This window comes from Halorussus aquaticus (assembly GCF_024218795.1).
Classification (GTDB): domain Archaea; phylum Halobacteriota; class Halobacteria; order Halobacteriales; family Haladaptataceae; genus Halorussus; species Halorussus aquaticus.
The window spans coordinates 3,304,239-3,318,389 of the sequence record NZ_CP100400.1; the positions used below are offsets into that span (position 1 = coordinate 3,304,239).

Below are 14,151 nucleotides of genomic sequence, written 5' to 3' on the forward strand. Positions count from 1 at the left end.
GTCTTGAGGAATTTTCGTCGGTTTGCCATGACCGAATCGTCTTATTCGTCAGACAGACGTCGGTTAAGTCTTCCTATTTTTGCTATATACTTTATCCCCGTTCGGACGGTAGAACGGCGACAGATGGCGAAATCTCCCAATCGTCGGCAACCGAACAGCGCCCGCGGTCGGGGGAGTTCCTGCCCCAAGGGAAAGCGACTTGCCGTCGCCAGTCTCACGTTAGAGTATGAGTAGTCAGCGTGCGCGGACGCAGGAGCGCGGAGACGCGGCGTCGGTCGTGGTCGTCGATTACGGACTCGGCAACCTGCGGAGCGTCACCCGCGGACTGGAGCGGGCGGGCGCGAACGTCGAGACCAGCGACGACCCGGAGCGCTTCGAATCGGCAGACGGCGTCGTCCTCCCCGGCGTGGGCGCGTTCCGCGAGGGCGTCGAGAACGCCGGACCGTACCGCGAGTCCCTCCTCGAAGTCGCCGAGAGCGGGACGCCCGTGTTCGGCATCTGCCTCGGGATGCAGATGTTGCTCACGTCGAGCGAGGAGGCCGAACACGCCGGCGAAGGGGACGTCCGCGGTCTCGACCTGATCCCCGGAACGAACGTCCGGTTCGCCGAGGGCCAGAAAGTTCCCCACATGGGGTGGAACCAACTCGACGTGCAGCGCGACCACCCTCTCGTGGACGGTATCGACGGGAAGTACGCCTACTTCGTCCACTCCTACTACGCGGTGCCCGACGACGACGACGCGGTCGTCGCGACGACCGACTACGGGCGAGCGTTCCCCGCCATCGTCGCCGACGAGTCCGGCACCGTCTTCGGCACCCAGTTCCACCCGGAGAAGAGCGGCGAGACGGGTCTCCGAATCCTCCGTAACTTCGTGGACATCTGCCGAGAGTAGCGCCCGCCGACGCTCTCGGACTCGGACTCGTTTTCTAGCGTTACAAGAAGTCCCGGACCTCGGAGTACCACATGTCGTGGTCGTCCACTTCGTCCACGCGGCGCGCGATGGCGACGGCGATGACGTGCCAGCAGAGGTCGGTCGGGTCCTCCGGGTCGAGGTTGTACTCGCTGTCCCGACAGCCACAGCCGCGTCCCTCCACGATGTACTCGTCGTCGTGACCGACGACGACCGTGAAGTCCCGATACTCCTTGATTCGGCCCTCCGAGACGGCCTCGATGGCCTGCGCGCCCCTGTCGTCGTGGACCGACAGGATGTGGTTCGTCACGCCGGGCGTGAGTTCGCCCGCCGCTTCGAGGTCGTCCTGCCACTCCTCGACCTCGTTCACGAGTACCACCGCCTCCGGGCAGCGACGGGCGGCGAGGCGCGTCGGGTGGCGTCGGCCGGGAACACGCCAGAGGGGTTTGGAGGGCGGGCCTAAACAGGTTCCGGTCGCGCGGTCGTCCGGAGTCGGACCGGGGACAGCCAATCCGACTACCCCGGGAGGGCCGAACCGGAGCGACCACCGGGAGAACGAGTGACTTCACCGCGAGCGAACGCAGTGAGCGAGCGGTTTTTTGGTCTCTTCGTGAACGACGCGAACGAAGGCTCGTCAGAGCCTGTCTCTGCCGGTGCAGATTTTTTCGAGGAGGGTGCCCGCAGCGCCGTCGGCGCGAGGACACCCGACGAGAAAAAAGGTGGTCTCGCATCGGTTGGCTTTTCGCCGGGGAGCGACGAGTGGCGATATGCGCGTCAGCGAAGGCGGAGTCGAGGTCGAGGTCCCCGAGCAGGCCGACGAGGGAATCGGCGACGAGGTGTTCTTCAACCCGGTTCAGGAGCTGAACCGCGACCTGACCGTGGCCGCGCTCCGGGCCTACCGGGACCGCGAGGAGCGCGCGGAGTACTACCTCGACGCGATGGCCGCCAGCGGTATCCGCGGCGTCCGCGCCGCTGCCGACGGCTGGAACGCCACCCTCGCGGACATCGACCCCGACGCCGTCGAACTCTGCGAGCGAAATCTGGAGCGCAACGACCTCGACGGCGAGGTCGTCCAGCGCGACGCCAACGCACTGATGCACGAAGAGGTGTTCGACGTGGTGGACATCGACCCCTTCGGGACGCCGATTCCCTTCGCGGACGCCGCGTTCGCCAACACACGTGACCTCGTCTGCGTCACCGCGACCGACACCGCGCCGCTCTGCGGGGCGCACTTCCACAGCGGCGTCCGGAAGTACAGCGCGGTCCCGCGAAACACCGACTACCACGCCGAGATGGGCGTCCGCGTCCTGCTGTCGGCGATGGCCCGGACCGCCGCGCGCTACGACGCGGGCGTGACGCCGATTCTCACCCACGCCACGAGCCACTACGTCCGGACCTACCTCGAACTCGACCACAGCGCCAGCGACGCCAACGCCGCTATCGACGAGTTGGGCCACGTCTACCACTGCGAGGACTGCCTCTACCGCGAACACGACTTCGGTCTCGTCGCCGACCCCATCGAGACGTGTCCGGAGTGCGGAAGCGAGCGCACCCTGACGGCCGGACCGCTGTGGCTCGGCCCGGCCCACGACGCCGACTTCGTGGCCGCGGTCCGCGAGGAGTTGGACGACTCGATGGGGACCGAGAGCAAGGTCGAGCGGTTGCTGGACACACTCGAAGGCGAACTCCACGAACCGACCCACTACGACCAGCACCGCCTCTGCAAGGAGTGGGGCCGGGCCGCCCCGGCCATGGACGAGTTCCTCGGGGACCTCCGGGACGCGGGCTACGAAACGTCCCGGACTCATTACGGCGGAACCACGTTCAAGACGCCAGCGACCGTCGAAGCGATACGCGAGGCGACACGAGACTCGTAACTCCGCGTCTCCGAACCGGATACCCGGCGTATTGCCAATGAATATTTGTATCTCGTTGGCGAAATGAGTCGCGTGCCCAGTCTCGGAAACGCTCTGAACGCCGGTCGCTCGGTCATCGAGGAGGCGCGCGAGCAGGAGATTACCTTCTTGGCGGCGAGTACCGCCTACTACTCGTTCGTCTCGCTCATCCCCCTGCTACTGCTGGCCTTCATCGTCGTCTCGTTCGTGGCTGGCGACCAGTTCGCGACGCAGGTCGTCAATCAGGCGTCGGGACTGCTGACGGCGACGGGACAGTCGGAGCTACGGCAGTTCATCACGAGTCCGGGGGCCGGCGGGACGACGATAATCGGTCTCGTAGTGCTGGTCTGGAGCGCAATCAAGGTGTTCCGGGGCTTCGACGAGGCGTTCTCGGCCATCTACGCGACCGACGCCAAGACGGGAATCGCGGACCAAGTCAAGGACGCTCTTCTCGTGCTGGCAGCCATCGGAGTCGGTGTCGTCGTTCTCGTGCTGGCGGGCGCGGCGACCGCGCTGTTCCCGCAGTTCCCGTTCGTCGGCGTCGTGGCGACGGTCGTACAGTTGGTCGCGCTGGTGCCGGTGTTCCTCCCGCTGTACGTCGTCTTCCCGGACGCCGGCGTCTCGATTCGGGAGGCGCTCCCGGGCGCTGTCGTCGCGACGGTCGGCTGGACGATACTGCAGGTTCTGTTCCAGATATACGCGGCGGCCTCCTCGACCGGTCCCTCCCAGTTTCTCGGGACCGCGCTCCTGCTGGTGACGTGGCTCTACTTCGCCAGCATCCTCGTCCTGCTCGGCGGCGTCGTAAACGTCGTTCTCGCCAACCGCGGAAGCTACGCCGAGCGGACCAAGGAACCGGAAGAACGGCGCATCGAACGCAAGCAGGAACTACTCTCCCAATACATGACCGACGACGACGAATCCGCTCCCGACATCGTGGAACTCCGCGACGAGTTGCGGGAGTTACGAGCAGACGTGGAATCGTTCGAAGAGGACATCGAATCGCGCACGGTCGAGAAGCCGGAAGTCGAGTCCGAACTGAAGCAGTACGTCCGCAAGCGGATGCGCCGCGGTCACGCCCGCGGTTGGGGTCCGTACCTCGTGTTGCTGTACGGGACGCTGATGACCCTCGGCGCGTTCCTCTGGCTCACCCGGTGGTGGGCCATCTTCGCGATGCTGGTCGTCTGGCTCTCGACGCTCGGCCTCTACGCGCTGATGGTGATGCTCGGGTTCGGCGTCGGCGTGCTGACCTTCCCGAGTCGCATCAGCGACCGCATCGGTAACTTCCGGTCGTAGGCCCTCTCGACACTCTCCGGTCGCAGACCGCATCGGTACCTTCTGGTCGTAGACCGTATCGGTAACCCTCGGTCGAAAGGTATACCTGCCGCCGGTCTTACCCCCAGCCGATGACCGGTCGCAGCATCGGCGTCGCGGTCGCGTTCGACCGTCACCTCCCACCGGCGGTCCGCGAACTGTTCGGCCTGCTCACGAACGTCGGCGACGTCGGCGTCTTGCTGGCCGCGGTCGCGCTCTGCTACTGGTTCGGCGACCGGCGACGCGGGGCGGTCGCGCTCGCGGGCGTCCTCGGCGCGTCCTCCCTGACGCTCGCGCTGAAGGGTCTCTTCGCGCTCCCGCGGCCACCCACGACCGTCCGCGTCGCTCGCGCGACCGGCTATGGCTTTCCGAGCGGTCACGCCCTCTCCGCGACGGTGGCGTTCGCTCTCCTCGCGCTCGCTCTCGACCGAGGGAGTCACCGGCGTCGCGCGGCGGTCGCCGCGGCCGCGGTCGCGGTCGTCTGCCTCTCCCGGGTCGTCATCGGCGTCCACTACGCCGTGGACGTGGTCGTCGGCGTCGGCGCGGGACTCGCGTACGTGGCGGCCCTCGTCGGCGTCCGTGACTGGCGACCGAGACGGGCCTTCGCCGTCGCGGGCGTCGCCGCGGCGGCCGCGCTTCTGACGAACGGACTCACGCCGGACGCAACCGCTGCGGCCGCGGGCGTCCTCGGTGCTGGCGCGGCGTGGACGGCGTTCGAGGTACCGTCCGAGGCGTCGGTACGACCGCTCGCCGCGTTCGGAGGACTCGCCGTGCTGGGTGCGCTCGGTTACGCCGGGAACGCACTCGAACTCACGCTACCGGCGGTCTTCGGCCTGAATCTGCTGGTTCCGGCGGGAATCGTGGCGCTCCCGTTGGCGGTCGAGCGCGTGCGAAAAGAGGAGTCGGCGACAGTGACCTGAACTGGGCGTCCGACTCAGAACTTCTCGAGGTACTTCTCTTTCTCCCACGCCGAGACGTGGGTCTTGTAGTCGGCGTAGTCGGCGCGCTTGGCCTCCACGAACTTCTCGGTGACGTGTTCGCCGAGGGCCTCTCGGACGACTTCGTCCCCTTCGAGCGCGTCGATAGCCCTGTCGAGGCTCCCGGGGAGCGTGGTGATCCCGTACTCGTCGAGTTTGGCGTCGTCGAACTCGTAGATGTCCTCGCGGACCGGGTCGCCGGGGTCGGCGTCGTTCTCGATGCCTTCGAGTCCGGCCTTGATGACCACGGCGAGCGCGAGGTAGGGGTTACACGACGGGTCGGGACTCCGAATCTCGAACCGGGAACTCGCGCCCGCGGCGTCCGGGACGCGGATGAGTGCCGAGCGGTTCACGTCGCTCCACGCGACGTAGACGGGTGCCTCGTAACCGGGGACGAGGCGCTTGTAGGAGTTGACCGTCGGGTTCGTGACCGCGGTGAACGCCTCCGCGTGGTTCAGGACGCCGCCCATGAACTTGTAGGCAGTCTCGCTCAGGTTGAACTCGTCGTCCTCGTCGGCGAAGGCGTTGCCCTCGTCGTCGAAGAGGCTGATGTGGCTGTGCATGCCCGACCCGTTGATGGCGCTGATGGGCTTGGGCATGAACGTCGCGTGGATGTCGTTCTGCTCGGCGACGGCGCGGACGACCGCGCGGAAGGTCGCGATGTTGTCCGCGGCCGACAGCGCGTCGTCGTACTTGAAGTTGATCTCGTGCTGGCCGTCGGCCACCTCGTGGTGGCTGGCTTCGACCTCGAAGCCCATCTGCTCCAGCGTGAAGATGATTTCGCGGCGCACGTCGCTCGCGAGGTCCTTCGGCGCGAGGTCGAAGTAGCCGCCCGAGTCGTGGGGAACGGTCGTCGCCCGGCCGTCCTCGTCCTTCTGGAACAGGAAGAACTCGGGTTCGGGGCCGATACTGACCGAGTAGCCCATCTCCTCGGCCTCCGCGAGGACGCTCTTGAGCACCTGACGCGGGCCGCCCTCGAAGGGCGTTCCGTCGGTGTTCACCACGTCGCAGATGAGTCGAGCGCTCGCGGTGTCACCGTCCGACCGCCACGGCAGGACGGCGAACGTCTCGGGGTCCGGTTCGAGACGCATGTCGCTCTCCTGAATCCGGACGAACCCCTCGATGGAGGAGCCGTCGAACCAGATTCCCTCCTCGAAGGCCTTCTCGACCTGCGAGGCCGGGACGCTGACGTTCTTGACCGTCCCCGTGATGTCCGTGAACTGGAGGCGAACGAAGTCGACGTTCTCCTCCTCGATCTGTTCGAGTACGTCTCGCTCGGCGTCCGTCAACCCCGCCTCTTTGCTGGCCGCAACTTGTCCATCCGTCATTTTTGTTGGCATTCTACACCACTACATGTACTATTAAAACCTTACCGGTTGGCCCAATTCTGGCTTTTCGGGCTAGAATTGGATATTCGTAAAATTCTAAAGGATGGGTCCCGTTTGGAAGCGTAATGACGTACGAAAATCTCGACGCGAAGTTGGTGAACGCGCTATTGGGCGACGGTCGGGCCAGTCTCCGGAGTCTGGCGGAGGACCTCGACGTGTCGGTGACGACCGTCTCGAACCACCTACAGGACCTCGAAGACGAGGGCGTCATCGACGGCTACACGCCCAAAGTGGACTACGACGCCCTCGGGTACGACGTGACCGCCATCCTCCAACTCAAGGTCGAAGGGAACGCGCTGGAAGACGTGACCGAGAGCCTCCAGCGTCACGACCAGATGATTAGCGTCTACGAGGTGACGGGCGACTACGACATCATCGCAGTCGGGAAATTCACGGATACTGACGGGATGAACCGAGGTATCAAGACTCTGCTGAACGACCCCGATATCAAGGAGAGCAACACCAGCGTCGTCCTCAACGCCGCCAGCGAACACGAGCAGTTCGACCTAGATATCGACGGAAGTGACTAGGCCACGAGGCATTATTTGCTTGATTTAGGACCAATAGGCTTTCAAGCAATCGAGAGTAGGTAGTTCCTAATGAGTCTCATCGCCGAGTTCTCCCTCAGGTCTTCGGAACTCGCGTTGGCCGACGCCCTCGACGAAGCCACTAACGTGACCGTCGAACTCGAACAGCAGATGGCGACCGAGTTCGACGCGCCCGTGATGGTATTCTGGGCGTTCGGTGGCGACCTCGAACGGTTGGAGGTGGGACTCGAACGCGACGAAACGGTCCTCGAAAGTACGGTCATCGAGGAACTCGCCGGTCGGAAACTATATCGCGCGCGACTCGACTACGACCGCGTCTGTGCCATCTATCCCATCTACCACGACATCGGCGCGTCGCCCATAGCCGCCACGGGGTCGGCCGACGGCTGGCAACGACGGGTCCGATTTCCCGACCGCGATTCGGTGGTGGAGATGCGAAACACCTGTGCCGACAAGGCCGTTGACTTCCGACTCCACCGGCTCTACACGCCGGGCGAGTCGGACCTCGAAGACGAGTTCGGCCTGAGTTCCGAACAGCGAGACGCGCTGATAACGGCCGAGCGCGTGGGCTACTTCGAGGTTCCCCGCGAGACTGCACTGGAGGAACTGGGCGACGAACTCGACATCAGCGGCCAGTCTGCCTCCGAGCGCCTCCGCCGGGGCATCTCGAAACTCGTCTCGAACACGCTTCTGAGCGACTTCTGAGCGTAGCGCTCACCCGACTTCTCGCGGTGACGAGAACCGGTCCCGTCTCTCGAGTCACAGTCGTTTCGTCACTGGTCAGACGCAGAACTCACGATTCACGCGCGAGACCGCAAGAAAAACGGAGATATCGGATACCGCGGTGCGGTGTCGGGCGACACCGCGTAATTCGAACGGGAGTGGGCCGATGCGGCCGGGCAGTCGAACGGGCAGGAAGTAGGGTTGCGGCCTACGTCACATTGCGCCGCCCATGCCGCCCATGCCGCCCATGCCGCCGCCCATGCCGCCGCCCATACCGCCGGCACCGCCGGGCGCGCCGCCGTCGCCGCCGTCGTCGCCGTCGACCTGACCGCCTTTCAGGTCGCCCGCGGCGATGACGTCGTCGATGCGGAGGAGCATGACGGCCGCCTCGGTGGCGGACTCGATGGCCTGCGTCTTGACGCGGAGCGGCTCGACCACGCCGTCTTCCTCCATGTCCACGATGTCGCCGGTGTAGGCGTCGAGACCGAAGCCGAAGTTACCGGCGTCGTGCTGACTGCGGAGGTCCACGAGGCTGTCGATGGGGTCGAGGCCCGCGTTCTCGGCGAGGGTGCGCGGGATGACTTCGAGCGTGTCCGCGAACGCTTCGACCGCGAGCTGCTCGCGGCCGCCGACGGAGTCGGCGTAGTTGCGGAGTTCGAGCGCGAGTTCGGTCTCGGGTGCGCCGCCGCCGGGGACGACCTTGCCGTCCTCCAGCGTGACGCGGACCACGCCGAGGCTGTCCTCGATGGCGCGCTCGACCTCGTCCACGACGTGTTCGGTGCCGCCGCGGAGGATGAGGCTCACGGACTTGGCCTCTTCGACGTCCTCGACGAAGATGCGCTGGTCGCCGCCGACGTCCTTCTGGGCGACGCTACCGGCGAAGCCGAGGTCCGACTCCTCGATGTCGTCGACGTTGCTGACGACGCTCGCGCCGGTCGAGCGGGCCAGCTTGCTCATGTCGTCGGACTTGGCGCGGCGGACCGCGATGATGCCCTTCTCGGCGAGGAAGTGCTGGGCCATGTCGTCGATGCCGCCGTCCACGAAGACGACGTCGGCGCCGACGGCTTCGAGCTTGTCGACCATCTCGCGAAGCTGTTCCTCCTCTTGGTCGAGGAAGCTCTGGAGCTGGTCGGGGTCGGTGACGTTGACTTCGGCGTCGATTTCGGTCTCCTGAATCTCGAGGGCGGTGTCGAGCAGGGCGACGTTGGCGTCCTCGACGAAGTAGGGCATGTTCTCGTGGACGCGCTCCTTGTCCACGATGACGCCCTCGACGAGTTCGGACTGGTCGATGGAACCGCCGACGACGGTCTCGACTTTGACGTTGTCGGTGTCGATGCCGTCCTCGTCGGCGACGCTCTGGACGGCGCGCACGACGAGTTTCGAGAGCAGGCCCTTGGCGTTCTCCGCGCCCTTGCCGGTCATCGCGGTGGACGCGATCTTCTCGAGCGTCTCGGTGTCGTCGGCGTCCACGTCGATGGCCTTCTCCTCGAGGAGTTCCTTGGCCTTCTCGGAGGCCTGTCGGTACCCCTGCGCGAGCGTGGTCGCGTGGATGTCCTGTTCGAGGAGGTCCTCGGCCTTCTCGAGGAGCTCACCGGCGATGACGACCGCGCTGGTCGTGCCGTCGCCGACCTCGTTCTCCTGGGTCTCGGAGACTTCCACGACCATGTTGGCCGCGGGGTGCTCGATGTCCATCTCCTTGAGGATGGTGACGCCGTCGTTCGTGACGACGACCTCGCCCGTGGAGTCCACGAGCATCTTGTCCATGCCTTTCGGACCGAGTGTCGTCCGAACGGCCTCGGCGACGGCGGTCCCTGCGGTGATGTTCATCGACTGCGCGTCCTTTCCGGAGGTGCGCTGGCTGTCCTCGGAAAGTACAATCATCGGCTGGTTGCCCATTCGTTGTGCCATGTTCGTTGCAATGATTGATTGCCATTCTACATAAAGCTTTCTCTAACCTGGACGAGAACGCCAGCACAGACTCCTAAACGTGATATGTGAATACTTAACACGCGTAGTTTTATAAGGGTATGTGGAAACCGGCCGCGCTGCGGGTACGACGCTAAATTACGATAGGACGTGAGGACGTCCTAATCCGTGAATCCGGTAATACTATCCATCAGGACAACTGGGTGACACGACCGTCAGCGCGGAAGTAGACGGGCCTTTCTAAAACGGGGTCGTATCGAGACGAGACGATTTTCTTCGGTGACTACGTCGAAAAGAAACTGCGAGTCGATTCTATCCGGGGAACTGGTGGAACTCCATCCCTTTGCGCTTCATCTCGTTGCGCTTGCGTTCGAGGAACGAGTACACCGATCCGTGGGGCGCGCCGTCGAGAATCATCTCGGCCGCGCTCCGGACCACGTCGACCTGCTGGGGACTGCCGATGACGCCCATCGTGGTGCCGTAGATGACGACGCTCGCGCCGGTCAACTCCTCCATGAGTTCGCGCGTACGGCCGTTCTCGCCGATGAGTCGGCCCTTCTGCCGTTCGAGGTCGTTCTGGTTCCGGGCGGCGGCGTCGATGTCGATGACGTCTAACATCATCATGTCGTCCTCCAGTAGGGTGAGGGCTTCGTCGGGGGCGAATCCGCGGCCGATAGCCTTCACTATCTCCGGTCCCTTTAGACCGAGGATGGGGTCGCCGGTCTTCTCGACGTCGACCTTCCCGTTCTCGGAGTCGATGTCGAGTCGCACCTCCGCGCGACTCTCGATTTCGCGCATCGTCTCACCTCCTTCGCCGATGAGAACACCGATTCGGTCCTGCGGAATCTTCACGTGTTGCATGGCGTATGGTAGTCGCTCCGGGTGTTTTAAGGCTTCGTCCGCGTGCGAGTAACCCGAAACTGCATCGGAAACCGGCGGCGGTCAGTCGAACAGGCCGACCCCCTCCGGGAGTGCGCGCTCGCGTTCGTCGTCGGTGAGACGGTACCGCTGGAACTCGGCTTCGAGGTCGTCGATGGCCTCGCGGCGCTCCTGGTGGGCGTCGAGGAAGTCGGCTATCTTCTCGGCGGCGTAGGCCTTGAGTTCCCCGCTGAGCAGGTCGCCAGCGCGGTACTCGTCGGCGAGACGTTCGAGGACTGCGTCGTCGTCCTCGAAGAAGAACGCGAGCAGTTGGTAGGCGACGTCCACCTCCGGGTCGCCGCCGTGTTCGCGGTGGGCGTCGAGGCTCGACTCGCCGCCGGAGTAGGCGTGCGTCTGAACCTTCTCCTCGACCGTCTCGCGGTCGTCCGTGAGGTAGATAGCAGGTGCTTCGTCCGAACTGCTCATCTTGCCCGGCCCGTCGAGCGTCGGTAGGAACTTGCTCAGGAGCGCCCCGGGCTTGTCCACGTCGAAGGTCTCCTTGGCGGCGACGTCGCGCGCGAGTCGGACGTGCGGGTCTTGGTCCACTGCGATTGGGACGACGCTGGCGTGTCGCCCGTGGACCAGTTGAGGCAGGAGCAGGTGGGCTATCTGGACCGCCGGATAGAACGACATCCCCACGTTGTCGGGTCGGCCGTACGTCGCCTCCATCGTGGACTGGGTGACGTGCTTAGCGAACTGGACCGCGACGGGGTAGATTACGTCGGCGTCGGCGGTGTCTACGACGACGCGCGTTCGCTCGGGGTCGAACCCGACCGCGAGCAGGTCCCGGAGGTTCTCTCTGGCGTACTCGGATATCTCGGCGAGCGAGAGGTCCTTGGTGAAGTGCTTCTCGTCGTCCGACATCGGGACGTACACGTGCGCGCCGGTCCGCTCTTGGAGGTGCTTGGCGTGGTAGAAGTGCATCGCGTGCCCGATGTGCATCGGTCCCGAGGGACCGACCCCGGTCACGAGCGAGACGGTCTGACCCTCCTCGGTCGCGGTGAGGAATCGGTCCACGTCCCGGCCCGCGTAAAACACCTTTCGGCGGACCATCGGATGCGGATCGGGGAAGCGAGCTATCTGGTCGTCGGTCAGTTCGTCCGCGCCGAACCGGTCGAGGAGTTCGCGGTAGTCTATCTCTCCTTCGACCGCGTAGGGCGTGACGGTGAAGTCGTCGGAAGCGTCGTTTGCTGGCATGGTGTTGTGACGTGTCGCTGTCGCTCGGAAGTCGATGCGCGAAGAAAGCGAGTGAGCGCCGTCGCCGCCGACGCCCGGTGAAGCCGAGCGCCCCGAGTTACGACACTGTCCGCTCTCTGGACGTCTGCCAGCGCCAAGTCGAGAGAGCGGACCTCATCGAGTCGGAGTAGTCGTGTTCGCCACTTGAGCGTTTCGCTCGTTCAGGGTCGGAGGTGTGCGGTCGAGGTCACTTTCGGGGGTGGTTCACTTGCTGGGGTCGGCGTTGTCCCGAATCCACGCCTCCAGTTCGTCGCCGCGAACGTCCATCCCCTGTCGCTGGAAGAACGAGGCGACGTTGGCGCAGTCGCGCGTCAGGAACTCGCCGCTGTTGGGGTGGTGAATCGTCACGGCCTGTCCGAGGTCGATGATGACGAGTTCGCCGTCGTGGACGATGATGTTGTACTCGCTCAGGTCGCCGTGGACCAGTCCGGCGTCGTAGAGTCGCCGCATGTACTCCCGGACCACCTCGAAGGTCGTCTCGGGATTTTCCAAGTGGGCGTCGTCGAGGGTAGGTGCGCGCTCGCCGTCGGACCCCAGAAACTCCATGACGAGGACGTTGCGCTGGACAGCAATCGGTTCGGGGACGCGCACTCCGGCCTTGCGTGCGCGCTTGAGGTTGGCGAACTCCTTGCGGGTCCACGCCAGCACGACCCGCTTCTTGTTGCCGCCCAACTCCTCGAACCGGGGGTCGCCGACGAGGTACTCGCGCATGTCGCGGAAGTCCGAGGCGTTGATGCGATAGACTTTGACCGCGACTTCGCCTCGCTCCTCGCTCCCGAGCGCGGAGTAGACGTTCGCCTCCTTCCCTGAGGAGAGCGGCCCGCCGAACGCCTGTACGTAGCCGTCTTGGACCAGTTTGTAGAGCGCCGCCAGCGTCGCGTCGTCGAACACCGACTGCTCGACTTTGAACTGCTCGGTGTTCTTCAGGCGCTCGCGGAACTTGTTGAACTCCCGGTCGCGCTGGCGCTGGACCTTGTCGGCCTCGGTGTCGGATACGTCTATCTCCTCCCACTCGTCCCCGACGCCCTCGACGTTCTCGGGTTCGAGCAGGCTGTGCTCCTCCGTCATCTGTCCCGACCTAGCGCGTCCAGCGATAAAAGGGTGGGCTTCGGTAGGAGAGAGTAGGTGTCAGTAGGTTTCGCGGTGGAGAATCTCTTCGACGTCGCGTCGGGGGAGTCGCTCGGGTTCCTCGCCGCCGCTCGGCCCGACAGCGACGAGCATCACGGGAATCTTGTCCTCCGGGAGGTCGAGGAACTCGGCCATCCCTTCGAAGTCGAAACCGCTCATCGGCGTGGCGGTAAGCCCGCGGGCGTGGGCCGACAGCAGTAGGTTCTGGGCCGCGAGGCTGGCGTTGCGGATGCCGTAGTCGCGCCCGGCCTGCTCGCTCTGGTAGCCAGCGACCGTCTGCTCTTTGACCTGCTGGCCGGTCTCCTCGTCGAAGCGGCCCGCCTCGACCCACTCGTCGAAGACGCGGTCGGCCGTCTCGGGTTCGGTGTGGCCGACGACCAGAATCGCAGTCCCGGCCTCCTTGACGTGTTCCTGCCCGTAGGCCAGTTCGACGACTTCGTCCAGTCGGTCGTCGTCCTGCACGGCGACGAACTCCCACGGCTGGAGGTTGTACGACGAGGGCGCGAGCGCGGCGTCTCGAATCAGTTCTTCGAGCGTCTCGTCGTCCAGTTCGGCGTCGGCGTCGAAGTTGTGCCCCGACCGTCGGGTCCGAATCGCTCGAATCGCCTCGTCGTGCGCTGCGTCGGTGTCGAACGCGGTGTCTCCAGTACTCATCGGAGAGTAGTAGGAGCGTATCACTTAAGGCCCGGACGCAAGCCCGCGTTCTTGCCGATTGGGGTCTGGTGTCCTGACGCAGATGTAACCACCCGACATCGGTGTAACTACCGGTATTCGAAACTACAACTACTTCTATCGAATCGAAGCGGCGAACCGAGCGAACGGTGCGCAGTCGAGCGGTACCCTCCCACTGCGAGCGAACGCCCCGAGTAACAGGCTCTACTGGATGTGGCCTTCGTCGCGGAGTTGGTCGGCTTCCTGCTTGTCGTAGCGCCACTTGATGTCGGCCTTCTCGTCCTGCCAGTCCCACGGTTCGACCAGCACGACGTCGTCCTCCCGAATCCAGATGCGCTTCTGCATCTTGCCGGGGATGCGGGCCGTGCGCTCCGTTCCGTCGGCGCACCGTACTTTTACACGATTCGCACCGAGCATGTTAGTGACTGTGGCGAATACCTCGTCGTCGTCGGGCATACGGAGGTTCTTTCGCCGTCCGCCGTCGTTGTCACTCATAGATTCCACTTGGTGACGGGGAGG

At 64.8% G+C, this 14,151-nt stretch carries 14 protein-coding genes; 6 read left to right on the plus strand and 8 right to left on the minus strand.

The features are described 5' to 3' along the window. Positions 1 to 226: 226 nt before the first annotated feature. Positions 227 to 892: an imidazole glycerol phosphate synthase subunit HisH gene (gene hisH, locus NGM06_RS17040; protein ID WP_254268108.1), complete on the plus strand. Its 666-nt coding sequence runs from the start codon at positions 227 to 229 to the stop codon at positions 890 to 892. A gap of 40 nt (positions 893 to 932) precedes the next feature. Here the strand turns inward: hisH and NGM06_RS17045 are convergent, their stop codons facing one another. Continuing rightward, positions 933 to 1,280, minus strand: coding sequence for a hypothetical protein (locus NGM06_RS17045; RefSeq protein ID WP_254268109.1), 348 nt, complete (start codon positions 1,278 to 1,280; stop codon positions 933 to 935). A gap of 397 nt (positions 1,281 to 1,677) precedes the next feature. Between NGM06_RS17045 and NGM06_RS17050 the strand changes: the two genes are divergently transcribed. The 3 genes from NGM06_RS17050 (at position 1,678) to NGM06_RS17060 (ending at position 5,036) form a co-directional block, all read left to right on the plus strand. After that, the gene (locus NGM06_RS17050) at positions 1,678 to 2,787 is read left to right on the plus strand and encodes a tRNA (guanine(26)-N(2))-dimethyltransferase (RefSeq protein ID WP_254268110.1); all 1,110 of its coding nucleotides are present in this window, start codon (positions 1,678 to 1,680) and stop codon (positions 2,785 to 2,787) included. Between the two features lie 72 nt (positions 2,788 to 2,859). Then, positions 2,860 to 4,098 carry a YihY/virulence factor BrkB family protein gene (locus NGM06_RS17055; protein WP_254268111.1) on the plus strand — a complete coding sequence of 413 codons (1,239 nt, stop codon included), beginning with the start codon at positions 2,860 to 2,862 and terminating at the stop codon, positions 4,096 to 4,098. Positions 4,099 to 4,208: 110 nt separating this feature from the next. Next, positions 4,209 to 5,036 carry a phosphatase PAP2 family protein gene (locus tag NGM06_RS17060; protein ID WP_254268112.1) on the plus strand — a complete coding sequence of 276 codons (828 nt, stop codon included), beginning with the start codon at positions 4,209 to 4,211 and terminating at the stop codon, positions 5,034 to 5,036. Between the two features lie 14 nt (positions 5,037 to 5,050). On the opposite strand, the gene glnA is transcribed toward NGM06_RS17060, so the two are convergent. Next, entirely contained in the window at positions 5,051 to 6,421 is a 1,371-nt protein-coding gene (gene glnA / locus NGM06_RS17065) for a type I glutamate--ammonia ligase (protein WP_254268113.1), read from the minus strand. Positions 6,422 to 6,546: 125 nt separating this feature from the next. Here glnA and lrp point away from each other — a divergent pair, with 125 nt between their 5' ends. Both lrp and NGM06_RS17075 read left to right on the plus strand, forming a co-directional pair. After that, complete coding sequence (gene lrp / locus NGM06_RS17070) at positions 6,547 to 7,011, plus strand: HTH-type transcriptional regulator Lrp (protein ID WP_254268114.1); 465 nt, start codon at positions 6,547 to 6,549, stop codon at positions 7,009 to 7,011. A gap of 69 nt (positions 7,012 to 7,080) precedes the next feature. After that, on the plus strand, positions 7,081 to 7,734 hold the full coding sequence (locus tag NGM06_RS17075; protein ID WP_254268115.1) for a helix-turn-helix domain-containing protein: 654 nt from the start codon (positions 7,081 to 7,083) through the stop codon (positions 7,732 to 7,734). A gap of 231 nt (positions 7,735 to 7,965) precedes the next feature. Here the strand turns inward: NGM06_RS17075 and thsA are convergent, their stop codons facing one another. The 6 genes from thsA to eif1A form a co-directional block, all read right to left on the minus strand. Next, positions 7,966 to 9,648 (minus strand): thermosome subunit alpha, encoded by a 1,683-nt coding sequence (gene thsA / locus NGM06_RS17080; protein WP_254270046.1) that lies wholly within the window; start codon positions 9,646 to 9,648, stop codon positions 7,966 to 7,968. Between the two features lie 342 nt (positions 9,649 to 9,990). Next, positions 9,991 to 10,539 (minus strand): KH domain-containing protein, encoded by a 549-nt coding sequence (locus tag NGM06_RS17085; protein WP_254268116.1) that lies wholly within the window; start codon positions 10,537 to 10,539, stop codon positions 9,991 to 9,993. An 81-nt stretch (positions 10,540 to 10,620) separates the two neighbouring features. Next, a complete protein-coding gene (locus NGM06_RS17090; protein WP_254268117.1) occupies positions 10,621 to 11,793 on the minus strand; it encodes a tryptophan--tRNA ligase in 1,173 nt (390 codons plus the stop codon). Positions 11,794 to 12,036: 243 nt separating this feature from the next. Further along, on the minus strand, positions 12,037 to 12,900 hold the full coding sequence (gene rio1, locus NGM06_RS17095; protein ID WP_254268118.1) for a serine/threonine-protein kinase Rio1: 864 nt from the start codon (positions 12,898 to 12,900) through the stop codon (positions 12,037 to 12,039). A gap of 60 nt (positions 12,901 to 12,960) precedes the next feature. After that, on the minus strand, positions 12,961 to 13,614 hold the full coding sequence (locus tag NGM06_RS17100; protein ID WP_254268119.1) for a nitroreductase family protein: 654 nt from the start codon (positions 13,612 to 13,614) through the stop codon (positions 12,961 to 12,963). A 222-nt stretch (positions 13,615 to 13,836) separates the two neighbouring features. After that, positions 13,837 to 14,127 carry a translation initiation factor eIF-1A gene (gene eif1A, locus NGM06_RS17105; protein WP_128477100.1) on the minus strand — a complete coding sequence of 97 codons (291 nt, stop codon included), beginning with the start codon at positions 14,125 to 14,127 and terminating at the stop codon, positions 13,837 to 13,839. Positions 14,128 to 14,151: the final 24 nt, after the last annotated feature.